Annotated in this window: 26 protein-coding genes; 9 read left to right on the forward strand and 17 right to left on the reverse strand. The window is 62.7% G+C overall.

The window, feature by feature from the left end:
• The first annotated feature begins 93 nt into the window (after nucleotides 1–93).
• Complete coding sequence (locus tag Amn_RS24155) at nucleotides 94–477, forward strand: response regulator (RefSeq protein ID WP_067957325.1); 384 nt, start codon at nucleotides 94–96, stop codon at nucleotides 475–477.
• Here Amn_RS24155 and Amn_RS24160 read toward each other — a convergent pair.
• Both Amn_RS24160 and Amn_RS24165 read right to left on the reverse strand, forming a co-directional pair.
• The gene (locus Amn_RS24160; RefSeq protein ID WP_067957322.1) at nucleotides 463–1,011 is read right to left on the reverse strand and encodes an RNA polymerase sigma factor; all 549 of its coding nucleotides are present in this window, start codon (nucleotides 1,009–1,011) and stop codon (nucleotides 463–465) included. The two genes, Amn_RS24155 and Amn_RS24160, sit on opposite strands and share 15 nt — an antisense overlap.
• 6 nt (nucleotides 1,012–1,017) lie before the next feature.
• Nucleotides 1,018–1,215, reverse strand: coding sequence for a NepR family anti-sigma factor (locus Amn_RS24165; RefSeq protein WP_154385735.1), 198 nt, complete (start codon nucleotides 1,213–1,215; stop codon nucleotides 1,018–1,020).
• A gap of 195 nt (nucleotides 1,216–1,410) precedes the next feature.
• Between Amn_RS24165 and Amn_RS24170 the strand changes: the two genes are divergently transcribed.
• The 5 genes from Amn_RS24170 (at nucleotide 1,411) to Amn_RS24190 (ending at nucleotide 4,451) form a co-directional block, all read left to right on the forward strand.
• On the forward strand, nucleotides 1,411–2,205 hold the full coding sequence (locus Amn_RS24170; protein WP_067957319.1) for a response regulator: 795 nt from the start codon (nucleotides 1,411–1,413) through the stop codon (nucleotides 2,203–2,205).
• 75 nt (nucleotides 2,206–2,280) lie between these two features.
• The gene (locus Amn_RS24175) at nucleotides 2,281–2,445 is read left to right on the forward strand and encodes a DUF1328 domain-containing protein (RefSeq protein WP_018429836.1); all 165 of its coding nucleotides are present in this window, start codon (nucleotides 2,281–2,283) and stop codon (nucleotides 2,443–2,445) included.
• A gap of 209 nt (nucleotides 2,446–2,654) precedes the next feature.
• Entirely contained in the window at nucleotides 2,655–3,626 is a 972-nt protein-coding gene (locus Amn_RS24180; RefSeq protein WP_246670797.1) for a sensor histidine kinase, read from the forward strand.
• Nucleotides 3,627–3,724: 98 nt separating this feature from the next.
• Nucleotides 3,725–4,045, forward strand: a complete 321-nt coding sequence (locus Amn_RS24185; protein WP_067957315.1) for a hypothetical protein — start codon at nucleotides 3,725–3,727, stop codon at nucleotides 4,043–4,045.
• A gap of 160 nt (nucleotides 4,046–4,205) precedes the next feature.
• A complete protein-coding gene (locus tag Amn_RS24190) occupies nucleotides 4,206–4,451 on the forward strand; it encodes a YMGG-like glycine zipper-containing protein (RefSeq protein ID WP_067957313.1) in 246 nt (81 codons plus the stop codon).
• An 87-nt stretch (nucleotides 4,452–4,538) separates the two neighbouring features.
• Here Amn_RS24190 and Amn_RS24195 read toward each other — a convergent pair whose 3' ends face one another.
• The 4 genes from Amn_RS24195 to xylF all read right to left on the reverse strand — a co-directional run bounded on the left by Amn_RS24195 (nucleotide 4,539) and on the right by xylF (nucleotide 9,604).
• Complete coding sequence (locus Amn_RS24195; RefSeq protein WP_286292753.1) at nucleotides 4,539–6,140, reverse strand: CHASE domain-containing protein; 1,602 nt, start codon at nucleotides 6,138–6,140, stop codon at nucleotides 4,539–4,541.
• 120 nt (nucleotides 6,141–6,260) lie between these two features.
• Entirely contained in the window at nucleotides 6,261–7,049 is a 789-nt protein-coding gene (locus Amn_RS24200; protein WP_067957308.1) for an ATP-binding cassette domain-containing protein, read from the reverse strand.
• 21 nt (nucleotides 7,050–7,070) lie between these two features.
• Complete coding sequence (locus Amn_RS24205) at nucleotides 7,071–8,423, reverse strand: sugar ABC transporter permease (protein ID WP_067957307.1); 1,353 nt, start codon at nucleotides 8,421–8,423, stop codon at nucleotides 7,071–7,073.
• Between the two features lie 140 nt (nucleotides 8,424–8,563).
• On the reverse strand, nucleotides 8,564–9,604 hold the full coding sequence (xylF, locus tag Amn_RS24210) for a D-xylose ABC transporter substrate-binding protein (RefSeq protein WP_067957302.1): 1,041 nt from the start codon (nucleotides 9,602–9,604) through the stop codon (nucleotides 8,564–8,566).
• 249 nt (nucleotides 9,605–9,853) lie between these two features.
• Here xylF and Amn_RS24215 point away from each other — a divergent pair, with 249 nt between their 5' ends.
• The gene (locus tag Amn_RS24215) at nucleotides 9,854–11,095 is read left to right on the forward strand and encodes an ROK family protein (protein WP_067957299.1); all 1,242 of its coding nucleotides are present in this window, start codon (nucleotides 9,854–9,856) and stop codon (nucleotides 11,093–11,095) included.
• Between the two features lie 26 nt (nucleotides 11,096–11,121).
• Here Amn_RS24215 and phoB read toward each other — a convergent pair whose 3' ends face one another.
• From phoB to Amn_RS24255, 8 genes are all read right to left on the reverse strand, one after another.
• The gene (gene phoB / locus Amn_RS24220; RefSeq protein WP_067957297.1) at nucleotides 11,122–11,811 is read right to left on the reverse strand and encodes a phosphate regulon transcriptional regulator PhoB; all 690 of its coding nucleotides are present in this window, start codon (nucleotides 11,809–11,811) and stop codon (nucleotides 11,122–11,124) included.
• Between the two features lie 98 nt (nucleotides 11,812–11,909).
• Nucleotides 11,910–12,614: a phosphate signaling complex protein PhoU gene (phoU, locus tag Amn_RS24225; protein WP_286292762.1), complete on the reverse strand. Its 705-nt coding sequence runs from the start codon at nucleotides 12,612–12,614 to the stop codon at nucleotides 11,910–11,912.
• Nucleotides 12,615–12,652: 38 nt separating this feature from the next.
• Entirely contained in the window at nucleotides 12,653–13,477 is an 825-nt protein-coding gene (gene pstB / locus Amn_RS24230) for a phosphate ABC transporter ATP-binding protein PstB (protein ID WP_154385679.1), read from the reverse strand.
• 24 nt (nucleotides 13,478–13,501) lie between these two features.
• Nucleotides 13,502–14,818, reverse strand: coding sequence for a phosphate ABC transporter permease PstA (gene pstA, locus Amn_RS24235; protein WP_182573774.1), 1,317 nt, complete (start codon nucleotides 14,816–14,818; stop codon nucleotides 13,502–13,504).
• Nucleotides 14,815–16,281, reverse strand: coding sequence for a phosphate ABC transporter permease subunit PstC (gene pstC / locus Amn_RS24240; protein WP_286292766.1), 1,467 nt, complete (start codon nucleotides 16,279–16,281; stop codon nucleotides 14,815–14,817). Before pstC ends, pstA begins: the two co-directional genes overlap by 4 nt.
• 102 nt (nucleotides 16,282–16,383) lie before the next feature.
• Nucleotides 16,384–17,421 carry a PstS family phosphate ABC transporter substrate-binding protein gene (locus Amn_RS24245; protein ID WP_192314068.1) on the reverse strand — a complete coding sequence of 346 codons (1,038 nt, stop codon included), beginning with the start codon at nucleotides 17,419–17,421 and terminating at the stop codon, nucleotides 16,384–16,386.
• A gap of 289 nt (nucleotides 17,422–17,710) precedes the next feature.
• Nucleotides 17,711–20,656, reverse strand: coding sequence for a response regulator (locus Amn_RS24250; RefSeq protein ID WP_286292770.1), 2,946 nt, complete (start codon nucleotides 20,654–20,656; stop codon nucleotides 17,711–17,713).
• Nucleotides 20,657–20,901: 245 nt separating this feature from the next.
• Nucleotides 20,902–21,258, reverse strand: coding sequence for a putative quinol monooxygenase (locus Amn_RS24255; RefSeq protein ID WP_067957278.1), 357 nt, complete (start codon nucleotides 21,256–21,258; stop codon nucleotides 20,902–20,904).
• A 708-nt stretch (nucleotides 21,259–21,966) separates the two neighbouring features.
• Here Amn_RS24255 and Amn_RS24260 point away from each other — a divergent pair.
• Entirely contained in the window at nucleotides 21,967–22,194 is a 228-nt protein-coding gene (locus Amn_RS24260; protein WP_067957276.1) for a hypothetical protein, read from the forward strand.
• 28 nt (nucleotides 22,195–22,222) lie between these two features.
• Here the strand turns inward: Amn_RS24260 and Amn_RS24265 are convergent, their stop codons facing one another.
• The gene (locus Amn_RS24265; RefSeq protein ID WP_157097007.1) at nucleotides 22,223–22,360 is read right to left on the reverse strand and encodes a hypothetical protein; all 138 of its coding nucleotides are present in this window, start codon (nucleotides 22,358–22,360) and stop codon (nucleotides 22,223–22,225) included.
• A 192-nt stretch (nucleotides 22,361–22,552) separates the two neighbouring features.
• Between Amn_RS24265 and Amn_RS24270 the strand changes: the two genes are divergently transcribed.
• Nucleotides 22,553–23,047 carry a hypothetical protein gene (locus Amn_RS24270; RefSeq protein ID WP_067957273.1) on the forward strand — a complete coding sequence of 165 codons (495 nt, stop codon included), beginning with the start codon at nucleotides 22,553–22,555 and terminating at the stop codon, nucleotides 23,045–23,047.
• Nucleotides 23,048–23,129: 82 nt separating this feature from the next.
• Here the strand turns inward: Amn_RS24270 and Amn_RS24275 are convergent, their stop codons facing one another.
• Nucleotides 23,130–23,804: an outer membrane protein gene (locus Amn_RS24275; protein ID WP_067957269.1), complete on the reverse strand. Its 675-nt coding sequence runs from the start codon at nucleotides 23,802–23,804 to the stop codon at nucleotides 23,130–23,132.
• 174 nt (nucleotides 23,805–23,978) lie between these two features.
• Nucleotides 23,979–24,857, reverse strand: a complete 879-nt coding sequence (locus Amn_RS24280; protein ID WP_157097006.1) for a hypothetical protein — start codon at nucleotides 24,855–24,857, stop codon at nucleotides 23,979–23,981.
• Between the last annotated feature and the right edge of the window lie 177 nt (nucleotides 24,858–25,034).

Consider the following 25,034-nt stretch of genomic DNA (forward strand, 5'->3'; position numbering starts at 1 on the left):
CGGGTGCGCCGCTGCCGCAGCATGTCTTTTTTAAATGACAGCAGCCGCGACTGCCGTCATGTTCGGCTTCGATTCCATGGAGTGCCCCACGACGTGTCGAGCCCGCTTTCAGGACTGCGTATACTTGTTCTCGAAGACGAGGCGCTGATCGCACTCGACGTCGAGCAGCTTTGCAGGGACCACGGCGCCGGCGAAGTCGCCATCGCTGGCAATCTCCGCGAAGCACGTGAAATCTCCGCGCCCTTTGATGCCGCCATCATCGACGTCATGATCGGCGGCGAGCCGACCTTCGACTTCGCCCGCTCGCTGGAAGCGGCTGGCGTTCCGTTCGTATTCGCTTCGGGCTACGACAAGCTTGACGAGATCTTCGTCGACTTCCCTGACGTGACCCTGGTGAGCAAGCCTTACGCCGGCGCCGATCTCATCGAGGCAGTCACCGAGAGCATTCGCAAGCGCGCGCGCTCAGCTGACAGTTGAGCCCATCACCTGGGCCGCGATCGCGTCGGGGCCGTAGTCGGCCTCGCCCGAGATGTCCAGTATCTCCTGCAGCCTGTTGCGGGCGCGGCTGACCCGGCTCTTGATGGTGCCGACGGCACAGCCGCAGATTTCCGCCGCCTCTTCATAGGAAAAGCCCGACGCGCCGATCAGGATGATCGCCTCGCGCTGGTCTTCCGGCAGTTGCTCGAGCGCCTTGCGGAAATCGTCGAGATCAAGTCGGCCGGGCTGGCTCGGATGCACGGCGAGCCGTGCGGTCAGAAGGCCGTCGCTGTCCTGCACCTCGCGGCCACGCTTGCGCATCTGCGAATAGAACTCATTGCGCAGGATGGTGAACAGCCACGCCTTGAGGTTGGTGCCGGGCTGAAAGCTCGACTGCTTGTCCCACGCCTTGACCAGCGTTTCCTGGACAAGGTCGTCGGCCCTGTCGGCGTTCTGCGACAGCGACATGGCGAAAGCGCGCAGGCCAGGAATGGTCGCGAGCAGGTCGCCCTTGAAACCTTGGGAAGCTGCCATGCCCGGTCAGTCCTTCTGCTGCTCAGGTTCGGCTTGTTCCAGCTGGCTCAACAGCTGGGCAAATCGATCCGGCACCTCGTCGGACACCAGTTCATCGTAATATTGCTTGAGCTTGCGGCCGATTTCTGAATTTGCCCCAAGGGGCTCACCGTCGCGAAGACGGTTCGGCCTGGCGCTGGCGGCGCCACTTGTCTGCCTTGTCATATGCTTGCTTTGCCCTTTTGCCCCGTCGGACGTCCCGCCCCAAACGGCGCGCAACAACCTTTGCGGTTTATCGAATTTTGCACCCAACTCCTCAAATGCGGATAGGTTCCACAAAAGAGGAACTTTTGCATAGACCAAGCGTTGTGTGTCGCTTCACAACAGTTTCAGCAACGTCACATGAGGGAGACGTCGACCATGACATTATCCACGAGAATTGCCCCCCACCTGCCTTATCTCCGTCGCTTCTCGCGTGCGGTGGCAGGATCCCAGGAGAGCGGCGATGCGCTGGTGGCTGCGATGCTCGAAGCACTGATCGATGACATCGATGTGTTCCCGTCCGCTTCCAACGATCGCATTGCGCTCTACAAGATATTTGCCCGTCTTTTCACCTCAGTCTCCATCCGCGTTCCCCAGGATGGCCCGAGCCTGGCCTGGGAAAAGCGCGCTGCCGCCAATCTCTCCGCACTCTCGCCGCGTCCGCGCCAGGCATTCCTTCTGGTTGCCGTTGAAGGTTTCAACGAGGCTGAAGCTGCCGAAGTGCTCGACGCCGACGAGGAAGAGTTCACCAAGCTGCTCCATGAAGCGAGCGGCGAAATCTCGCGCCAGGTCGCGACCGACATCCTGATCATCGAGGACGAACCACTGATCGCCATGGACATCGAGGAGATGGTGGAGAGCCTCGGCCACCGCGTCGTCGGCACGGCGCGCACCCGTGCGGAAGCGATAGCGCTGTTCAAGCGGACGCGCCCGAAGATGATCCTGGCCGACATCCAGCTCGCGGACGGCAGCTCGGGCATCGACGCCGTCAACGAGATGCTGTCGTCAGCGCCGTTGCCTGTGATCTTCATCACCGCCTTCCCCGAGCGCCTGCTGACCGGCGAGCGCCCCGAGCCGGCCTTCCTCGTCACCAAGCCGTTCAACCCTGAAATGGTCAAGGCGCTGATAAGTCAGGCATTGTTCTTTGACAGACAGGCAAAGGCTGCGGCATAGGGCTTTTTGGCCTCGCCTCAGGGAACCATCCTTGCGGCGGCACGTTTTTCATTCATCATTTGAAGGAGATAGATCATGCTGTATTGGGCGCTCGTATTCCTTGTCGTCGCGATTATCGCCGGCGCCCTCGGCTTCGGCGGTATCGCCGGAACTTCTGCCGGCATCGCGCAAATCTTGTTCTTCATCTTCCTGGCGTTTCTTGTCATCTCGCTCATTGCGGGCCTGTTCAGGCGCGCGTGATGACGTCGGTAACATGAAGAACCAACCCGAGACTGGAAGCCGGCCCCCTCAGTCGGAGTCCAGCGCCGCCGGGTAGCGCTCAGCACTGACGCGTTACCCGGCGGTCCCATTTGGTTCCAGCCGAAATCATTCGGCTGAACCGCAAGAAGCAGAGCAAAGGCTCTCGTGGCATGGCCAATCCCTCAGCATCAATGGGACCGAGCTCACGATTGGACGCCGCTCTTCTCCACGTCTCCCGCAATGCCGGCATCGCCGTGCTTTACCAGGATCACACCCTGCAGACAGTGTGGTCACACAATCTGCAGCCGCCTTGGGCGGAGGTGCTGGAGGAGCAGTCCGGGACGGTCAACTCCCTGCCGCAACAGCAGGCCGACCGGCTCGTGGCTGCAAAGAAGAACGTCCTTGCCACCGGCAATTCGGACGGGCTCGAGGTCAGCATCGCCGACAACTCGGCAGGCATGCGTTGGTACGATGTCTGTATCGACGCCGACCATTCGTCGAGCGGCCAGGTCCAGGGTGTCGTCGTCACCGTCATCGAAACCACAGAGCAGAAGCGGCGCGAGCAAACGCTGAAGGCGCTGCTGCGCGAGGTCAGCCACCGCTCCAAGAACCTGCTTGCCATCATCCAGAGCATTGCCAGCCAGACCGGTCACTATTCCGGCTCCATCGACGTCTTCCTCGAGCGTTTTCGCGGCCGGCTGCAGTCGCTCGCCTCGTCGCAGGATCTGGTCACGTCGTCGAACTGGCGCGGCGCAGGCTTTCGCGAACTCGTAATCGGCCAGGTCAAACGCTACAGTAACGACACCGAGCATGCCGTCCACATCCTTGGCGAGGATCCCTATCTCACCCCCAATGCCGCCCTGCATATCGGTCTTGCCGTGCACGAGCTGGCGGTCAATTCAGTGAGCTTTGGCGCGCTTTCGCGTGCAGACGGTCACGTCGAGGTGACGGCCAGCAGGGTATCCGGTCCCGATGGCGAAGGGCAGTTGGCGCTGCATTGGTCGGAGGCAATCGGCCCGACTGCCGACGCGACGACACGCAAGAAGCGCTTCGGCTCGGTCGCGCTCGAGCGCGTCGTCCCGGCAGCGCTGAGCGGCAGTGCCGTACTCGAAATCGGCGTCGACAGGCTGCAATACCGTCTCCTCATGCCCCAGGCGAACTTCGAAATCGACAGGGATTAGCCGTCGCCACATGACACCGGAGATTCAAACGGTTTAGCTCGATTGGATCACGGAACTTTTGCCCGCCACCCGCCGTTTCTTGGCCGAGGTGGTTTGTCATGGAACACATCGCAGCGTTTCTGTTGGTCGTTTCCTGCTCGCAGGATTTGACGGGTTGCCGCGAGACACCGGCGCCAGCGCCCTTGTTCGAGGCATATGACGCCTGCCAGGCCGAGTTGCCGAAGGTTCTGACCGCGTTCACATCGCGCGACAGACGCGCCTTTGCCAAATGCCTCGAGGTCGATCCCGCGCTAGAGGACGACTACGACCAACTGACCTGGAATGTGCTGCCCAACGGTATGCTCGAAGCGTCGCTGTCGGTTTCGAGCGTCGTCGTGGCGGCGGATGCGGCGAGCGGCAAGCCGGCATATCTCCACTGATGCGCAAGCGTATCAGCCTGTCCCCTTCAGACCGAGGAGCCGACATCATGCGGATACGCTAAGCCGTTGAATTGATGCGGCGAGCGGAAAAACGATTCCGATTTTTGGACCGATACGCTAAGTATTCACCGGGCGATGTTAAAGTGAGAGGACTGACCACATGAAGAAGCTTATCCTTGTCGTTGCAGCCGTCGTTGCAATCTCAGGCTGCACGACGACCGAGCGCGACGTAGCCACCGGCACGGGCGTAGGTGCTGTTGCCGGCGCTCTCATCGGCGGTGGCCGGGGCGCACTCATCGGCGGTGCGGTCGGCGCGGCCTCGGGCCTGCTGGTCCGCAACCTGCGCAATGGCTACTGCGAATACCGCAACAGCCGTGGCCAGATTTACACGGCGCGCTGCCGCTAAACGGCTTTGCAGACAAAACCCGGCGAAGGCTCTGGCCTCGCCGGGTTTTTCTTTGTGAACCGGGTCTTCTTGCCGATGTCGCGGCGTTCAGCCGCGATAGGGTATGTCGATCTCCACCAGCAGTCCGTCCTTGGCGTAGCGGCGCATGATCTTGCCATCGAGCTCGCGGGTGATGTTCATGTCGATAAGCTTGGTGCCAAAGCCGGTCCTCTCGGGCTCCGATACGCCATTGCCGTTGCGTTCGGCCCAATTGAGCACCAGCCGCCGTTTCTTGCCCTGGCCGTTCATGCGCCAGTTCACCTTCAGGCCGCCAACCGAGTTGTCGCCGTCGCCATATTTCAACGCGTTGGTCGCAAGCTCATGGAAGGTCAGCCCAAGTGCCTGCGTCGTCGTCTCGTCCAGTTCGACCGTCGGACCATTCATCATGTCCTCCGGCAATTCCTTGCCGAACACCTGGCCCAACTCGATGCGCAGCAATTCGCTGAGATCGGCCTTTTGCCAGCGCGAGCGTGTCAGCATGTCCTGCGATGCTGCCATTGCCTGAAGCCGCGCCGAGAAGGACGACGAGAAGTCATTGATGTTCTCGGAGTGCGCCGCGGTCTGCCGCGCCATCGCCAGCACGCGGGCAATCGAGTTCTTGATGCGATGCTTCATTTCCTGAAGCATCAGGTCCTTTTCCAGCAGGCTCTTCTCGGTCGTCTCGTGCAACTGCGCCGCGGCTTCATAGGCGCGCTGCTGATAGCGCGCGACAAGCGCGATCGCACCCGCCAGCACGAGACCGAAAACCCCGAGCATCAGCGGCGCGGCACGCGGCGATGGCGGCGCAAACGCTGTGCTCGGCCTGAAATTGACGGTCCATCTGCGGCCGGCGACATTGGCCTCGCGCGTCACCGAAAACTCGTTGCCATAGCTGGGATCGGGTGGCACCTGCGAGCGGAACAAAAGCGTGTCATCGCCCATCGTCCCGTCGAATACCTCCACCGCCACCGGCAGTAGCGGCGCCTTGCCGAGTGCTGCCTGGAAAAGCTCCGATGTGCGGAAGGCGACATAGAGAAAACCAGCGGGTGCCGGACCTTCTGCCGCCGGGCGGTCGACGCGTGAAAGCACCAGGATCCCGGGCTGCTTCTCGTTGTCGCCCTGGCCGAGCAGCACCCTGCCCGTCGCCCTGGGTTCGCCCTGGGCCGCCATTGCCGATTCGATGGCGGGCCGGCGCAGCGGGTCGGTTGCCATATCGTAGCCCATCGCATCGAGGCTGGCCTTGCTCATCGGCTCGAACAGCACGATGGGCGTCCGCCAGTTCAGCGTCGTCTCAGGATACAGCGCCCGGTCGATGCCGTAGCCGTCCTTCAGTTCGCGCATGACCGTCTCGCTCTGGCTGGTCTCGATCAGCCTGAGGAAGCCTATGCCGCGCAGGCTGGGGAAATTCTTCTCCGCATCGAGCGAAGCGAAATAGTCGCGGAACTGGTCGCGCGAAAGATGGCCCTTCTGCGCCACGAACATCGCTTGCGTCGCATGCAGCAAGGCAAGGTCGAATTCCAGCCTGCCCTCGATGCGGTTGAGCGCGTCGTCGGCGACGGACTGGAATTTGATCCGCGCCGCCTCCACGGTCGCCAGATACACGAGCCCGGCCATCGTCAGGCTGACAAGGGTCACGGCGATAAAGATCAGACTGGGGAAGTACTTTCTCAATTCCGGCTGGCTCGCGTCACCCACGCACCATTAAAGCACGATCGCGCAAAGGTGAAACTGCTTTTCGCGATCGTGCATTGAGCCAGACGTGCGGCCTGCCTGAGCCGGCAAAGGGCCTGTTCAGGCAGCGATCTGCATTGCCCCCGGTCCGGGCGTTGCGCCAGGCGGACACTTGCCGAGAATGATCATGCCCAACACTTCATCCTTGGTCACGTCCTCGGTGCGGGCCGTGCCGACGACCTGGCCGTTCTTCATCACGCAGACACGGTCGGCGAGATCGAACACGTCGTGGATGTCGTGGCTGATGAGAAAGATGCCGATGCCATCGGCCTTGAGCTGCTTGACCAGTTCGCCGACCTGCGCCGTCTCCTGTGGTCCAAGGGCTGCCGTCGGCTCGTCCATGATCAGTATGCGGGCATTGAACAGGATGGCACGTGCGATCGCCACAGACTGACGCTGGCCACCGGAGAGTTTGCTGACCGGCTCCTTGAAGCGCTGGAAGCGCGGGTTGAGCCGGCCCATCACCTTGCGCGCCTCGGCTTCCATGGCGACGTCGTCGAGCGTGCCATAGGCGGTCATGATCTCGCGGCCGAGGAAGAGGTTGGCGGCGGCATCGACATTGTCGGCCAGCGCCAATGTCTGGTAGATCGTCTCGATGCCGTATTTCTTGGCGTCGCGCGGGTTGGAGATCGCGGCCTCCTCGCCCCGGACCATGATGGTGCCGGCGTCGCGCTTGTAGGCACCCGACAGGATCTTGATCAGCGTCGACTTGCCGGCACCATTGTGACCGAGCAGCGCCACCACTTCACCGGGATAGAGGTCGACCGAAGCATCGTCGACGGCACGGATGCCGCCGAAGGCGATAGAGATGTTCTTGAGGTCGACGAGCGGGATACGGGTCTGTTCCATGATCTTGGCTCCCGGATTTCGTTAGACGCGCTTGCGATAGAGCGTGTCGAGCCAGACGGCCACGACCAGCACCAGGCCAACGACGATGTTCTGCAGCGGCGTGTCGATGTTGAGCAGCACCATGCCCGACTGCAATGACTGCATCAGAAGCGCACCCAGCATGGCACCGGCAACGGTGCCGGAGCCACCGGCGAGCGAGGTGCCGCCAATGACCGCTGCCGCGATGACCAGCAGTTCGTCCAGGGTACCGAGCGAGTTGGTAGCCGAGTTCAGGCGAGCACTGGAGACTGCCGCTGAGATCGCCGCCAGCACGCCCATGATCATGAACACCTTCATGGTGATCCAGCGCGTGTTGATACCGGCGAGGTTGGCTGCTTCCGGGTTGCCGCCGATGGCGAAGACATAGCGGCCAAAGCGTGTGCGGTTGGTGACGAAGGTCATGACGATGCCCACTGCCACCGCGATCAGGACGGGAATGGCGATGCCGTGGGCGATGAACAGGCCGCCTTCAGGGATGGTAATGCCGTTGGCCTCGGCGTAGCGACGCACGATACCGATCGGCCAAGGGTAGGAGTTGGCGATCCAGATCGCGCCAAGGATGACCCCGCAGGTAACGGCGCCGAGCAATGCCTCTGCCCAGACCGGCCGCAGCGGAAACTTGAAGCGCTTGCGTTGCTGGCGGCCACGCAGCAGCAGGAACACCACAGCCAGGCATGCGACAAGGCCGACGATCCAACTCCACGTCGCTCCGATGGCGCCCTGCGGACCACCACCCATGAGCTGGAAGGTGGCATCGAGCGGCGCGATCGTCTGGCCTGACGTGACCCACCAGGCCGCCCCGCGCCAGATCAGCAATCCGCCCAGCGTCACGATGAAGGCAGGAACCTCCATGTAGGCGATGACGAAACCTTGCAGCGCGCCTATCATCAGGCCAAGCGCAATACCAATGGCAAGTGCCAACGCCCAGATCCACGGATTACCAAGTTCGAGACCGACGGCTTTGACCAGGAAATGCACCTGGGCAAAGCCCATCACCATGCCGATCAGGCCTTCGGCCGACCCGACCGACAGGTCGATATTGCGCATGACGATAACCAGCACCATGCCGGTCGCCATAATCGCCACGGCAGACGCTTGCACCGACAGGTTCCACAGATTGCGGGCGGTCAGGAAGGTGCGGCTGTCGAATTCGAACGGGTTGACGCCAAGGCGCAAGCTCGAAATCACCTGCAGCCCGACCCAGATCAGAAGCAGCGCACCGACCATGCCGAGCATGCGCGTATCGATCTCGGTTGCCTTGAGAAAGCGTCCGACCGGGCCGAGTTCGGTCGTTCGCGCTCGGTCTGCCGGCGCGTTGGTTGTCGTGTCTGTCATTGATACCTCCCGACCGGATAGCCGTCTAAGCGGCAGCCGGTGTGCGCATGATAGGGTCAATCCGCCATGTCATGAAGCGGGCGCTTTTGAAAAACGCCGCGGGCAAGCCGCGGCGTTTGACCGACCGGATCGAACCGATCTCAGTTGCAGGCTGCGACCGAACCGGCCGCCACGCCCTGGCAGACCACGTCCTTGCCAACCCAGCCGGCGTCGATGACGACGTCGAGGTTGTCCTTGGTGATCGGAACAGGCGTCAGGAAGACCGAGTTCAGCTCGAGGCCGCCAGGCGTCTTGAACTTGGTGACGTTGGCGATCTCTTCCATCTTCTTGCCATCGGCGAGCTGCGAGGCGATTTCGGCGGCGTTCTTGCCGAGCTCGCGCGCGTCCTTCCACACCGAGACGGTCTGAGTGCCGAGCGCGATGCGGTTCAGCGCGGCATGGTCGCCGTCCTGGCCCGACACCGGCACCGAGCCGGCAAGGCCCTGTGCCTGAAGCGCTGCGATCGCGCCACCGGCGGTGCCGTCGTTCGAAGCCACGACCGCGTCGATCTTGTTGTCGTTGGCGGTCAGGAACTGTTCCATGTTCTTCTGGGCATTGGCCGGCAGCCAGCCATCGGTATAGGCCTCGCCGACATTCTTGATCTTGCCGGCGTCGACGGCTTCCTTGAGCACTTCCATCTGCCCGGCGAACAGGAAGTCGGCGTTCGGATCTGCACCGCTGCCCTTGATGAAGACGTAGTTGCCTTCAGGCTTGGCGGCGAACACGCCCTTGGCCTGCATGCGGCCGACTTCCTTGTTGTCGAAGGTCAGGTAGAAGGCGTCCTTGTTCTCGATCAGGCGGTCGTAGCCGACAACAGGAATGCCTTCGGCGACGGCCTTGTCGACAGCCGGTCCGATGGCCGAGGCGTCCTGAGCCAGGATGATCAGGGCGTTGGCGCCCTGGGAGATCAGGCTTTCGACGTCGGTCAGCTGCTTGGCCGGCGACGACTGCGCGTCAGCCGAGATGTACTTGTCGCCGGCGGCCTCGATGGCGGCCTTCATGGCGGCTTCGTCGGTCTTCCAGCGCTCTTCCTGGAAGTTCGACCAGGAGACGCCGATGACCTTGTCCTTTGCCGAAGCCACTGCCGTAAGCGACAGAGTCATGGCAACGCCCGCCAGGATGGCGGTGGTAAACTTTTTCATTATTTCCTCCCTGCGCCCAATGGGCGCGCCTACTTCGCGATAGCCCTTGGAGAAGCTCTTTTTTTCGAGCCTCGAAAAAATACTGACTCAATGCCCGGCCACTGTCAACATGGTTTCGCGAGCGCTCCTTATTTTTTTCGGAGCCCGAAATAAATAGAGACATTTGGCGCTGGCTCTGTCACAATCACTTGGCGCGTAAGGGACTGCCGCTTAAGAAGGGCAGCGCTTCGCCGGGAGGAAGACGAGCACATGTCGGTCGGCATACGTCACGACGATCTGAGACGGCGCAACCGCGCCATGGTTATATCCGCGGTTCGCCGAGCCAGCCAGCCATCGCGCACCGAAATCGCTGCCACCACCGGCCTCAGCCATTCGACGATCTCGACGATTTCCTCCGATCTCATATCAGAAGGCATCCTTGCCGAGGCCAAGTTCAGCGAACCCGTCTCCATGAAACGGGGGCGGCCGCAGGTCGGGTTGATGCTCGATGCCGACGCTGCGTCTGTCGTTGCGGTCGTGCTCTCGCTCAACAGCCTGTCCGCCGCCATCATCGACTATGCCGGCAACACCGTGACCGAAGAGACCCGGCGGCTTGTCACGCAGCAGATGCCTGCCGAGGCGCTGGTCGACGAATGCGTCGGAATGGTCCGGCGCCTGATCGACAGCGCCGGCGCTTCGGGCGGCGCCGTCCTACGCATCGCCATCGCCGTCCAGGGCATCACCGACGCCGCCTCGCGCAAGCTGTTGTGGTCTCCCATCACCCGCTACGACGACATCCCCTTCGCCGACCGGCTGGAGCAGGAGTTCGGCGTACCTGTTTCGGTTGAGAACGACTGCAACATGATCGCCGAGGCCCTGCGCTGGCGAGATCCGGTGCGTTATCGCGACGACTTCATCGCCATCCTGCTCTCGCACGGCATCGGCATGGGCCTAGTCATCAAGGGCGAGCTGTTCACCGGCACGCAGTCGTCGGGTGCCGAGTTCGGCCACATGATCCACCGCCCGGACGGCGCGCTTTGCCGCTGCGGCCGCCGCGGCTGCATCGAGGCCTATGCCGGCAACTACGCCATCTGGCGCAACGCAAGGGTTGGCGACGAGAATGCCGAGCCGCTGGCCGACCTGTCCGACGACGACATCAGGGCCGTGGCAGATGCGGCACGTGACCATGATGGCCCCGAACGCGAGGCCTTTCGCAAGGCCGGCGAAGCCATCGGCTTTGGACTCGGCTCGATGTTTGCGCTGTTCGACCCGGCCCCCCTCGCCTTCGTCGGCGTCGGCGCAACCGCCTTCGACATCATGGAGCCACATGTGCGCGCGGCCATCGCCAAGACGGCGGGCGGGCTGCACTCGAAGGCGATCTCCTTCGACACCGAACCCAACGAGGTTCCGCTCAAACGCGAGGGCGCGATGATGCGCGCGCTGCTTGCCGTTGATCAGGAGATTTTTGCCGCAGGCACGGCTCCACGCCGTGCCGGTGCCGACGTCGCCTAGCTGAGCGGAAAAGAGCCCGAAGCGGCTCAGTCCTCGCGGATGGCGTAGCCGGCACCGCGAATGGTCCGGATCACGTCAGGCATGCGGCCGTTGTTGACCGCCTTGCGCAGGCGCCCGACATGCACGTCAACGGTGCGCTCGTCGATATAGATCGTCTCGCCCCAGACATTGTCGAGCAACTGGCTGCGCGAGAACACGCGGCCCGGGTGCCGCATCATGAATTCGAGCAAGCGGAATTCGGTCGGCCCGAGCTTGATCTCGCTCTTCTTGCGGTAGACGCGGTGCGACTCGCGGTCGAGCATGATGTCGCCGACCTTGAGCACCGAGGACAGCACCTCGGGTTTGGCCCGGCGCAGCAGCGCCTTGACGCGCGCCATGAATTCCGGCGTCGAGAACGGCTTGACCAGGTAGTCGTCGGCCCCGGTCGAAAGCCCGCGCACCCTGTCGCTTTCCTCGCCCCGCGCCGTCAGCATGATGATCGGCAGGCGTTCGGTGTCGGGACGCATCCTGAGCCGGCGGCACAGTTCGATACCCGACAGCGCCGGCACCATCCAGTCGAGCACCAGCAGGTCGGGCACGTTTTCCTGGAGCCGGATCTCGGCCTCGTCGCCACGCGTGACGACCTCGACCTGATAGCCTTCGGATTCGAGATTGTAGCGAAGCAGCACGCCCAGCGGCTCTTCGTCTTCGACGACCATGACCTTGGGAGCGATCATTGGCTATACCTTGTCCTTGCGCATGGCCGCTTCTGGACCATGCGCTGATTTAACCTATGCAGCGCCCCCGCGCCAAACGCATGCGGTTGCGGAAATGCTCAGGCCGGAACCGTCGTCGTGGTCTCGTCGACCTTGGGCCGGTTCAGCGGCAGCTGCGTACCCGTCACGACGAAATAGGCGTTCTCGGCGATGTTGGTGACATGGTCGCCGATGCGCTCGAGGTTCTTGGCGCAGAACAGCAGATGCGTGCAGGCCGTGATGTTGCGCGGATCTTCCATCATGTAGGTCAGGAGTTCGCGGAACACGGCGGTGTACTGGATGTCGATCTTCTGGTCGTCGGCGCGCAGATCCTTCAGGCCCTCGGCCTGACGCGCGACATAGAGATCGACGACGCCGCGAACCTGGCCGAGCACCAGCTGCGCCATCGCATCGATCGAATGCGAGAGATTGCGCGGGGTCGGCGACTGGCCGACAGCGCCGACCCGCTTGGCAATGTTCTTGGCGAGGTCGCCGATGCGCTCGAGGTCACCCGCCATGCGGATGGCACCGACCACGGCGCGCAAATCCTGCGCCATCGGCTGGCGCTTGGCGATCAGCGTGATCGCCGAATTGTCGAGATCGCGCTGCTTGGCGTCCATGATCGTATCGTCGGCAACGACGTTTTGCGCCAGTGCCTGGTCGGACGTGAGAAGCGCGCGGATGGCGCCGGCCACCATTGCGCTGGAAAGATCGCCCATGTCGCGGATGAGCTGGTCGACGTGCTGAAGTTCTTCGTCGAAGGACCGGACTGTATGTTCGCCCATGATTTCTTCCTCGTATCGTGTGCCGCGACGAAACCCACTCAGCCGAAGCGGCCGGTGATGTAGTCCTGCGTCCGCTTGTCGTCGGGGTTGGTGAACATCTTGTCGGTCGGGCCTTCCTCGACGAGATAGCCGAGGTGGAACATCGCCGTGCGCTGCGACACGCGCGCCGCCTGCTGCATCGAGTGCGTGACGATGACGATCGTGTAGTTCTCGCGCAGTTCGTCGATCAGCTCCTCGACCTTGGCGGTGGCGATCGGGTCGAGCGCCGAACACGGCTCGTCCATCAGGATCACCTCGGGCGAAACGGCGATGGCGCGCGCGATGCACAGGCGCTGCTGCTGGCCGCCCGACAGGCCGGTGCCCGGCTCGTTGAGACGGTCCTTGGCTTCGTTCCACAGAGCGGCCTTCTGCAGGCTCTTCTCGACGATCACGTCGAGCTCGGCCTTGTTCTTGGCGAGACCATGGATGCGCGGGCCGTAGGCGACGTTCTCGTAGATCGACTTCGGGAACGGGTTCGGCTTCTGGAACACCATGCCGACGCGGGCGCGCAGCTCGACGACGTCGATCTTGGGATCGTAGATGTCTTCGCTGTCGAGTGTGATCTTGCCGCCGACGCGGGCTGCGTCGATGGTGTCGTTCATGCGATTGAGGCAGCGCAGGAAGGTCGACTTGCCGCAGCCCGACGGGCCGATCAGCGCCGTCACCTGATTCTGGCGAACGTCGAGATCGACGCCGAACAGCGCTTGCTTCTCGCCATAGTGCACGGTCACCTTGTCGCCGCGCATCTTGATGATTTCGTTCGTTCTGGCGTTCATCTCAGCATTCACCGCGTCGTCGAGGGATTTTTCGGTCATGATGTTCATAGCAGGATGCTCCTTGTCCATGCCCTACCAGCGGCGCTCGAAGCGGCGGCGCAGGACGATGGCGACGATGTTCATGGCCATGAGGAAGATGAGAAGAATGATGATGGCGCCCGACATGCGCTCGACAAAGGCGCGTTCGGCCTCGTTCGCCCACATGTAGATCTGCACCGGAAGTGCGGTTGCGGGATCGAACGGCGTCTTGGGATAGTCGGCGACGAAGGCGACCATGCCGATCAAGAGAAGCGGTGCTGTCTCGCCGAGCGCACGCGCCAGGCCGATGATGGTGCCGGTCAGGATGCCGGGGGCGGCCAGTGGCAGGATGTGCTGGAACACCATCTGCATCTTCGAGGCGCCGAGGCCAAGCGCTGCCGAACGGATCGACGGCGGCACGGCAGCCAAGGCGGCGCGCGTCGCGATGATGATGGTCGGCAGCGTCATCAGCGTCAGCACCAGCCCGCCGACGAAGGATGCCGAACGCGGCAGGCCGAGGAAATTGATGAACACGGCCAGGCCGAGCAGACCGAAGACGATCGACGGCACGGCGGCGAGGTTGTTGATGTTGACCTCGATCAGGTCGGTGAAGCGGCTCTTCTTGGCGAATTCCTCGAGATAGATCGAGGCGGCGACGCCGATCGGCAGCGCCAGCAAGAGCACGATCACCATCATGTAGAACGAGCCGATGAGGGCTACGCCGACGCCCGAGGTTTCAGGACGGCTTGATGCGCCGTAGCTGAACAGACCGGTATTGAAGTGCTCGGCCATCACGCCTTCGGCCTTGAGCTTGTTCATCCACTCGACCTGCTGGTCCGACACCTTGCGGCGGCTTTCCGGCACGTCGAGGTCGATCTGACCCTTGAAGGCCGAGTCGAGATTGGCGGCGGCGAGGATGTCGACGTTGCGGGTCGTGCCGATGACCGACGGGTCGGCGGCGACGATCGCCCGGAGCTGGACCCGCGAGCTGTCGGACAGGAAGCCCTTGAGCTTGCGCACATCGGCCTTGTTGTTCGGGTCGATGCCGAGCTTCTCGATCAGCGCCTGTTCGGCGAGCTTGGGATAGTTCGCCGTGATCAGCACATTCGGATCGGTCGCCCGCTTGTTGGACGGGTCGATGATCTTTTCGTCGAAGTTGATCGGCAGCGTCACCGTCGTCTGCCAGAAGGCCGTGTAGCCCTTGGAAACGATCGAGGTCAGCATCACTGCCAGGAAGGCCAGGCCGATGGCGATCGCCAGCACACCATAGAGTCGGAAGCGGCGTTCGGCGGCATAGCGCTTCTTGAGGCCGATGTCGCGGCGCGGACGGGCAGCTGACGCGGTCAGCGTGTCGAGCGAAATATCGGTCATTCGTACTGCTCTCGGTACTTCCGGACGATGTAAAGGGCGACGATGTTCATCACCAGCGTCAGCGCGAACAGCGTGATGCCGAGCGCGAAGGCGACGAGCGTCTGCGGCGTGTTGAATTCAAGATCGCCGGTCAGCTGGTTGACGATCTTGACGGTGATGGTGGTCATCGCCTCGAAAGGGTTGAGTGTCAGGTTGGCGGCAACGCCCGCTGCCAGCACCACGATCATCGTTTCGCCGATGGCGCGCGAGGCGGTCAGAAGGATGGCGCCGACGATGCCCGGGAGAGCGGCTGGGAGGATGACGCGCTTGATCGTTTCCGAGCGCGTGGCGCCAAGGCCGAGCGAGCCGTCGCGCATGGCGCGCGGCACGGCGGTGATGATGTCGTCGGAGAGCGAAGAGACCACCGGGATCAGCATCACGCCCATGACCAGGCCGGCGGTCAGGATCGACTGCGCCTGGATGAACGGGGTGCCGCCGGTGAGCGCCGCGCTGATGTCGCGCAGGAAAGGCCCAAGCGTGACGAGCGCGAAGATACCATAGACGATTGTCGGGATGCCGGCGAGCAGCTCGAGCGCCGGCTTGACCACCGCGCGTACCTTGGGTGCTGCGTATTCCGACATGTAGACCGCCGACATCAGGCCGATCGGCACTGCGACCAGCAGCGCGACGACGGCAATGTAAAGCGTGCCGGCAAGCAGCGGGATCAGGCCGAACTGGCCTTCGCTGGCGCCCGCACCAGCAGCGGCGAAGCGCGGATCCCACACCGTGCCGAAGAAGAAGTTGGTCAGCGGCACCTTCTCGAAAAAGGCGATCGTCTGGAACAGCATCGACAAAACGATGCCGATGGTCGTGAGAATGGCGAGCGTCGAGGCGCCGAGCAGGCTCCACAGCATCACCTTCTCGACATTGTTGCGTGCCCTGGCGCGCGGGCTGATGCCCTTCAGCCCGAAGCCGACGCCGATCAGGGCGAGGCCGATCGAGACGACGGCCGAGATCATGCCGAGGCGGTCGGAGACGCTGTTGGTCTCAGTCGCGATCGGAATCATGTAGTCCTGTGTGTCGGGAGCCAGCGCCACGCCCTTGGCGGCAAGCATCGGCTGCAGCTCGGTAAAGGTCGAGGGCAGTGCTGCAAGCGTCTGGCTGTCGAGCTTGCGCAATCCGCTGGCGAGGCTCTTGACCAGGCCTGCGGACAGATCTTCATGCGCGACGGTGCCGTCTGCGACATCGGCCGGCAGGGACGAATGGATGTGGCTGTTGAGATAGGCGCTGGCGCCGATGTCCCAGGCGGCGAGGAACAGCACCGCCGGCACGACGCCGGTCAGGAATGCCCACCAGCCATGGTAGTGCGCCCGCGAGTGCGGCTTGACGGTTCCGTCGTCCTGCGCGCGCGCCCTTTGCCGGCCAACCACGAAGGCGGCCAAGCCTATTGCGAGCACGATGGCGAAGACAAGCAGGAATGACATGGGCCGGCCTCGGTGAATTCGGTTCTTTGTGCCGAACGGGACAGTCGGCGAAATATTCCACGGGGCGCCGGATTTTTCCGACGCCCCGTGGCAGTTCGTTGATTACATGGTCTTGCCGGCGCCGAAGGCTTCGCGCTGGGCAGCGCGCTCTGCGTCCGGAGCAGCAACCAGGCCGTAGTCGGCGAGCGGGCTTTCCGGGCCGACCATCTGGTCGTCGAGGAAGAACTCGACATATTCCTTCAGGCCGGGAACAACGCCGAGATGCGCCTTCTTGACGTAGAAGAACAGCGGACGCGACACCGGATACTCGCCCTTGGCGATGGTCTCGACCGAAGGCGTGATGCCGCCGACGGTGGCGACCTTCAGCTTGTCGGCGTTGTTTTCGTAGAAGGCCAGGCCAAACACGCCGACGCCGGTCTTGTTCGAGTCGATGCGGGCCAGCGTCTCGGAGTAGTCGCCGTCAATGTCGACAGCCTTGCCGTCCTTGCGCACGGCCTTGCAGGCGGCTTCCGCGGCCTTGTCGTCGAGGCCCGAAGCCTTGCCGGCGTCAACGCCGCCGAGCGTCTTGCAGCCGGCGATCAGCAGCTTTTCTTCGAACACTTCGCGGGTGCCGTGCTTTTCGCCCGGGATGTAGGCAGCGATGTCCCAGTCGGGCAGGTTCGGGTTGACCTGGTTCCACTTGGTGTTCGGATTGTCGACCAGCTTGCCGTCGACAGCGATCTTGGCCGCAAGCGCCTTGTAGACGTCTTCCGGGGTCAGCGCCCAGTCCGGGCCCTTGACGTCGGTCGCGAAGACGATGCCGTCATAGCCGATCTTCACTTCCTGGATGTCCTTGACGCCGGCGTCGACGCAGGACTTGATCTCGTCCTTCTTCATCGGACGCGAGGAGTTGGCGATGTCGATGGTGTTCTCGCCGACGCCCTTGCAGAATTCCTTGATGCCAGCGCCCGAACCGCCCGATTCGACGACGGGGGTCTTGAAGTTGGTGAAGGTCTCGCCGAACTGTTCGGCAACGATCTTTGCATAGGGCAGAACGGTCGAGGAACCGGCAACCTGGATCTGGTCGCGGGCCGAGGCATAGCCTACCGAGGCTGCGATCGCGAAGGCAGCAGCCGACGCAGTGAGAAGAGCTTTTTTCATTGGGGCCTGCTCCTGTTGGAGTATCTCTTATGACGCCTTTCCTCGGCGCCCGGTGAGCCAATAGCCCCCCTCTATTACAGTTGCATGACAGTTTCGTGTCACCCCTGTAACGGTTGCTGTGCATGGCGCTGAAGGGGTCGTTTCCTCGGTCCTTTGCCGGCGCGAGGCAAACAACAGGCAGGCAACGAAAGCAAGCCGCCTACGCAACGGCAGGCCGGTCTTTGCCACTGGAAGCTGTCACATTTCCACAGTCTTCGAGCGTCGGCCCGGCGTGGTTTCCGGATTCGGGTCAGACGGCGCCGCGGCGCTCCTCGTCCTGCCACGACCAGCGCTCGATCTTTTCGAGCAGCGCCCGCGGACTGATCGGCTTGGGCAGGTAGTCGTCCATGCCGGCTTCGAGGCAGCGTTCCTTGTCGCCTTTGAGTGCGTGCGCGGTGACACCGATGATCGGCACGCGCATGCCGGTGCCGCGTTCGAGCTTGCGGATTTCGCTCGTCGCCTCGAGCCCGTTCATCTCGGGCATCGACACGTCCATCAGGATCATCCTGGGACGACGCTCGCCATAGGCGGCAACTGCCCGGCGGCCATTGCCGACAATCTCGAAGCTGAGCTCGGTTTCGGCCAGGATCTGGCTGAACACCATCTGGTTCACTTCGTTGTCCTCGGCAACGAGAATGTCGAGCCCGCCATCGCCGCCCGGCCGCTGGCCGCCGCGGAGGCGCGTTGCTTGCGGCGCAGGGCTGCTGGGAAGCTTAGCCGGCACCTGCGCTTCTACCATCTGCGCCGGCGTGAGGTTGGGCGCCCGCTTGCGCTGGATCGCCGCGACCAGCGCCTCCAGCAGAGCAGACGAGCGCGCCGGCTTGATCAGCTGGGCATCAATTGCGAGATCGCGGTGCCCAGGCCCCGAAAGCGACTGGTCGACCGAGGTCAGCATGACGACGGGCGTGTCCGACAGGGTCGGCGACTGCCGCACGATCCGGGCCATCTCGGCACCGGTCATGCCCGGCATCTGGTAGTCGAGCACGATGCAGTCGACATTGATGCCCATCGCCTGCGCGGCCTGCAGCACCTGCAGTCCCTCGGCGCCGCTCTTGGCGGCACAGGAATCAAAGCCCCACGACAGCATCTGTTCTGTCAGGATTGTGCGGTTGACCGCATTGTCGTCAACGATCAGCACGCGCGCACCGGTGACGTCGATCAGTGCTGCCGGCCGCGTCTCCAGCCGGCCGGCGTTGGGCAGGGTCAAGGAGAACCAGAAGGTCGAACCTGCCCCCTCACCGCTCTCCACGCCAATCTCGCCACCCATCATGTCGACGAGGCGCGAGGTGATGGCGAGGCCGAGGCCGGTGCCTTCGTGCCGCCGCGTCGACGACGCGTCGACCTGGCTGAACTTCTCGAACACCAGCTTGAGCTTGGCCTCGGGGATGCCGATGCCGGTGTCGGTCACCGCGACATGCAGCTTGGTCTGCTCGCCGTCGCTGCGGCCTGTCACGTCGACGAGCACATGGCCGGAATCGGTGAACTTCACCGCGTTGCCGAGCAGATTGGTGATGATCTGCCTGATGCGGCCGACGTCGCCGACATAGAGATGCCGGAGATCGGGCTGCATCCTGACGATCAACTCGAGATCCTTCTCCTTGGCCCGCGTCGACATCAGCGTGGCGACGTCCTCGATCGCCTCCGACAGGTTGAACGGGATCGGGTCGAGCACCAGCTGGCCGGCGTCGATCTTCGAGAAATCGAGGATGTCATTGATGATCGTCAGCAGGGCATTGCCCGATTTGACGATGATGTCGGTGAAGGTCTTCTGCTTGGGGTCGAGATCGGATTTCGCCAGAAGCTCGGCCATGCCGAGCACGCCATTCATCGGCGTGCGGATTTCGTGGCTCATATTGGCAAGGAATTCGGATTTGGCGCGGTCGGCCAGCACCGCCCGGCGCTGCGCTTCCTCGAGTTCGACTTCACGCTGCTTGAGCTCGGTGATGTTGGTTGTCGAGCCGATCAAATAGAGCGAACCGTCGGAGGCCACCATCGCGCTCTTGCGCGCGAACTGGTGGCGCATCGTCCCGTCGGCGCATGTCGCCGTCTCTTCGATCTCAACCGTCGTGCCGCGGCGCATGACCTCGCGGTCGGCCTCCATGAAGGGCTCGCCTTCCGGGCCAAAGATCTCCAGGTCGGTCCTGCCGATCGCTTCCTCTTTGGAATAGCCGGTCAGCTCGCACCAGCCCTGGTTGACATACATCAGCCTGAGATCGTCATGCTTGGCGTAGATCGACACCGGAACGTTGTCGATCAGGCTGCGGAACACCTCGTTCTCCCGCATCGAATCCTGCAACGCGCGTTCGCGCTGCTTGAGTTCGGTGATGTCGACGCGCACGCCGATGAAGGTGCCGTCGGCCAGCCTCTGGTCGAAGATCTGGTACCAGCGCCCATCGGGATTGCGCCGTTCCCGTACCGCCTGGCTGGTGTGGTAGCGCTCGACCATGCCCTCGACCCAGGCATCGGGGTCGGCGTCATACAGCGCATCAAGATCGTCGTCGCTGGTGTCGCGGAAATAGCCCGAGCGCTGCGCTGCCACCATGCTGTCGCGCAGCGTGCGGCCTTCGGTGAGTACGTCATGGAGTGCCGGCAAGGCGCTCTTGAGCTTGCGGTTGGCAAGCACGAAACGGTCGTCGCGGTCGTAGATGATGACGCCCGCCGGCAGCGATTCGAGCACTTCGGCCAGCCGATGGCGGGCCTCGACCGCCTCGACCTCTCGCCGCTTCATCTCGCTGACGTCGTAATAGGAAACCAGCCGCTTGCCGCCGGACAGGGCGGTGACCGAATAGATCATGGTGCAGCCGTCGGCGCGGCGGAACTCACGCGGCGCGACATCGCCGGCCGAAATTTCCGACTGGCGCAATGCGACGTAGCTTTCCCAGTCACCGTCGGCGACGGCGTAGACACCGCTGTAGCGGTTGATGTCCATCAGCGCCCTGAACGGGCAACCCATGGCGACCTGACCGACGGTCAGTTTCCAGATGTCGTAAAAGGCCTGGTTGATGAACTGCACGTTGAGGCCGGCATCGACCAGCACCACGCCCATGTTCATCGAATCGATGGTGCGTTCGAGGTCGGCATAAGGCAGGCTGAGATCGTCCAGGGCCCGCGCATCGCCGGCCTCGTTCGTCAGCCCCCGCTCATTGGCTGGCTCGCCGGTCGGATCGTTGACGTCCGAGCCCAGAATTTTCCGCATCCGTCAGCCCTGCATGCATGGAGCGATGCTGCTCCCCCGCAGACCGCCACGACAAACCTTGCCGCAGAAGCATTAACGACTGACTAACCTTAACATCGCAGCGCCGCACATCAGCAATTGCAAATGTAACTGGAGCGAGAAATCACGAAAAGCCACACCTGACCTGCGCTTACTTTCCGCGACGTCAGCATCGGGCAACCGGGAAATCGCCATGAGCGGTGCCGCGTCGGCCTGAAACCTCCGCGCTAGTCGTCATTGGCTGCATTCAGCTCTTCCGGCCGCATGCCGCCATTGGGATCGACGAGGCCGAGCGACCGCGCCAGGATCAGCCGGCGCGACTTGAGCAAGGGCGAAAGTGCCGCCTGCACATCCGGCATGCGCGGGTTGCGCTCATGCGCGGCAACAGCCGCTTCATCGGCATAAAGTTCGTTGACCATCACCTTGTTGGCGATCGGCGTGCCGTCGCGCTCCACCGGCTTGATGACCTCGAAGCGCAGGCAGCCCGGCTCTTCCTGCAGCGTGGCACGGGCGTGTTCCGAGATCAGGTCGAGGAACTGCTCCTCCGCCCCGTCCACTGTCTCGAATTCGACGATGATGGTCATTTCAGCCAAGAGCTTATGCCTTTCCTGCGATCCCGCGGCGAGCCAGCGGGCAGCGGCGATAGCGTCAGGCTAAGTCATGCAGGCAGCGTTGGGAAGGCCATGTCAGGGGCCTGAGGCGCACCGGCGGGCGAAGGGTTGTGCAGCCCGCCGGGCGTTGCCAAAGACGCGCACTCGATACATTGCGCACATGAATGGTGGGGAGTTGATGGTGAACAAATGATGAAGGCAAATGATCACTGTCGATGTCCTGATGTAAAGCAAGCGCGTCTGAAGGGAACCATTTCCCACCCCGAAGAGTTGCGTTCTGGCACACCGGGCGTGGTCTTTTCCTTTCAGCCACGTCCAGAAAGGGCCTGCCGTCCCCCTCTTGGCGGGCCCTTTCACCTTCATTTGAGCACCTTTTCCTGCAACTCCGTTGCAACCCAGAGTGACTCGACATCACACAGGTTGTAGAGCAGAATTTCCGGCCTGAAATGACCCACGCCTGCATGCAACCTTTGCCTCAAGGAGGCATATTGATGCGATCGCCTGCGGCAGATGCTTCCACATACGTGACGATGCTGAACTCTATCCTCGTTCTATACCCAAGGGCATGAGCGCGGATTTGGTTCTTGATCGCGATCAGCTTTGCTGACCGCGGCAGCAAGCAGGCAAAAACTCAGCAGCAAAGCATAAGACAAAAGAACAAGCACCATATGGGAGAAGACTATGGAGCACGTACTTTTCACCCAGCCTAACTCCCCGATTTATCCCAGGGATCTCGCGCTTCTTCAGCATGTGTTCGACCAGATCTGCCACGAACGCGGCGAAGACCCGAGTTCCGTCTGGGCAAGCGAGATAGCGAGGACGCTCCTCAAGCTTTATCGTAGCGGCGTGCGTGACAAGGATCTGCTGCTGGCAAGCATACCCCGTTTCAGGGCAAGAGCCGCCGCCTGACGAAAAGGCGGTCTGCAACCCCGAATTGCTAGCCCGAAAGCATCAGGCTTTCGGGACCGGGTGAATTGGACGCCAGCCTGTTGGCGCGCTTCACCAGGTTCTGGCGTCGACCTGATGCCGTACGCAGGAGGCGTTCGGGGTTTTCACCCCGATTCAATTTTTCCAAGATTTTTTCCGATCGGCCCTGCCCTGTTGCGGTCCGAAGGCAGAAATCATCCCGCCATTGATCCCGCTACGGCAAGCGGCGACAATGATGTCGACTGATTCTTTCCCGAAAACTGGGAAACAGGTTCGCGGGCAAGGTCACGCTCCAACGAGCGCTCGTTCCTATCCGGGATGGGCTCTGAGGCCCGGGCACATGTCGCGACGCATCGCAATGCTGCTTGCTGCCATCGCCGCCGTCGCCATGGCAACGGCGGCCCATGCTGCCGAGAGCCGTGCTCGCCAATTGCTTGTCGATCCGCATCTGCACGGCGTCGGCATGCTCTATGCGCGCTGGCCGTCCATCGCGGCCGACTACACCACCGCGATGATGCGCTATCGCCTGGCGGCCGAATATGAAGACCTGCCGCCCAGGACCTATCCCTTTGTCATGTTCTCCCGGCCGCCTCTCGGCGGACCCTGGACCTGGACTGCAACCAACGGCTCCCATGCCCGGCGCCTCAAGGACGGCGCCTTGCGCATCAGCCTGACCGACCAGCTCGGCAACTGGTTCGTCGAGATCCTGTGCGCCGACAGCGGCTGGCCGGTGTTTACCTGCAGCGACGGCGTCCAGCGAATCGCCGCCGCACCCGAGCCACACCTGCTTGTCATCGACGGCGTCGAATTCGTGCGCAGCCTGCCAGCCGAGTGAGGTCCAGCCGGACCAGCCGTTCCATGACGAAAAAAGGCCCGGCGCGATGAAGCCGGGCTCTTTTCTAGTCGGGCAGTGCCGGTCAGAACTTGTAGCTGATGCCGGCGCGCACGGTGTGCTCGTTGAGACCGATTTTGATGTCGCCCGGAAACGTCTCCGAACCGAAATCGGCATAACGGTATTCGAGGCGGCCGATCCAGTTGTCGGTGAACGCGTGCTCGATGCCGGCACCCACTGTCCAGCCGAGGAACGTCTTGCTCTCGTCATAGGCCTGCATCTTCACGTAGGTATTGGCGAAGCCAACGCCGCCCGTCGCGAAAAGCAGCGTACGGTCCATCGCATAGCCGGCGCGCAGGCGCGCGCTGCCTTGCCAGTTGGTCCCGGCTTCGACGGGAATGTCCATCGGCGGGAAATCGGGAACGCTGACACGGACGACCAAGTCCCGCTTGGTCCAGGCATGCGAGAGGTCAACCTCGATACCGCCGACGAAACCGCCGCCAAGCTGCCAATTGTAGCCGGCATGGACACCCAGCAGCCCGTTGTCGAAGCCATCGATATCGAAGGGCCGTTCGGCCGTGGCGACATCGACCGTACCATTGAGCCAGGCGTAGCCGCCATGCAGGCCGACATAGCCACCGGTCCAGACAAAACCAGCGGGCGCCTCCGCCGGCGCCGGCTCGTGGGCAACCACATCGGCGGCAAACGCGCTGCCCGCAACGGCAAGCATCAAGGTCGAAGCAAGAAGAACTGTTTTCATGAAAACCCCCTGGAATGAAGGGGCACGGCACGACAACCTTTCGTTGCCCTGAACCTGACTGCCGCACGCCCTTCAGCGCCTGATAAGGGCTGCCTGCGCGTCCGGAAACGACCAAATCTGGTTCTATCTTGCCGCCTGTTGATGTCGCGGCATTTCTACATCGTCGCGCTCGGATCAGCCGGTTGCAGAGTGGTTGTGCCCGACAATGTTCTGGACCGCCCAGCAATAGGCCTCGTCAAGGGCGGCGAATTTCTGCGCCTGCCACAGGAAATAGTCGTCCAGGAACGTCGCCGACAGCCACAACACCCTTTGGTCCGATGCCTCCGACCAGCCCATCAGCCCGCTTGTTTCCGCTTTCTTGAACATTCTGCGCAGGTTCGTGACGGAGATGAAGTATCGCGCGGCGAGTTCCGCCAGGCTGGAGGGACCGACGATCACCTTGCCGTCTTGCGGGATGAAATCTTCGATGCGCGATATGAGCTCGTGCAGGATCATCCCGCCCAGTTCCGACTGCAGGAACGAATTGATGCTTTCGGCCGGATAACGCCACACCGGGTTCTCGATCAGCCGCCGGGCTGCGCGTGGCTGGGCGGCGCGGAAGATCCTGTCGTCGGCGGTGCAGCGGGCGTGCCGCCCGCCATTGTCCAGCTCATCGAGGCAGCTCATATGCCCCATGAACCAGCCGGTCATCGCCTTCCGACTCGCCTCGGTCGTGTCGAGCAGGCGTAGCCGCTTGTCGTGCGGGGTGGGGATCTCGGTCAGAAACTTATAGGTCAGCAATTCCTGCAGAAAGGCTCGTGCCGTGTTGTGGCTGACAGCGCCGATGCTGGTGGCGATGTCGACCAGGCGCGACTGCGAAAGGCCGGAATGAGGGTCGTCCTCCGTGCGCTCGAGCGTAAGCGCATAGAGCGACTGGGTCATCAGCCATTTGCGGTGCGAAGCCTTGAGCCGCGCCAGCCTTGGCGTCTGCTCGTGGATGGCGATCAGATGGAGAGCCAGGCGCCGGTCGATGCGTGGAAAGAGCGGATGCGCAGTCAGCTCCGCTGCGCTCATCGGCTCTGTCGGGCGGCGGGGCGGATTCTGGGCGGGCATGTGCATGAAAGTCGCGATGGCAATTGCATTTTTGGCAATGAGCCCCCTTCAAAGGCGGCTCCAGTTCCGGTCAGTAACTCGGCCAGTTGATATCAAGCAATCCTGAATTGAACCTTGCTGATCCCTACAGGAGAACCG

Source organism: Aminobacter sp. Y103A, assembly GCF_030294925.1.
In the GTDB taxonomy this organism is placed as follows: Bacteria; Pseudomonadota; Alphaproteobacteria; order Rhizobiales; family Rhizobiaceae; genus Aminobacter; species Aminobacter ciceronei.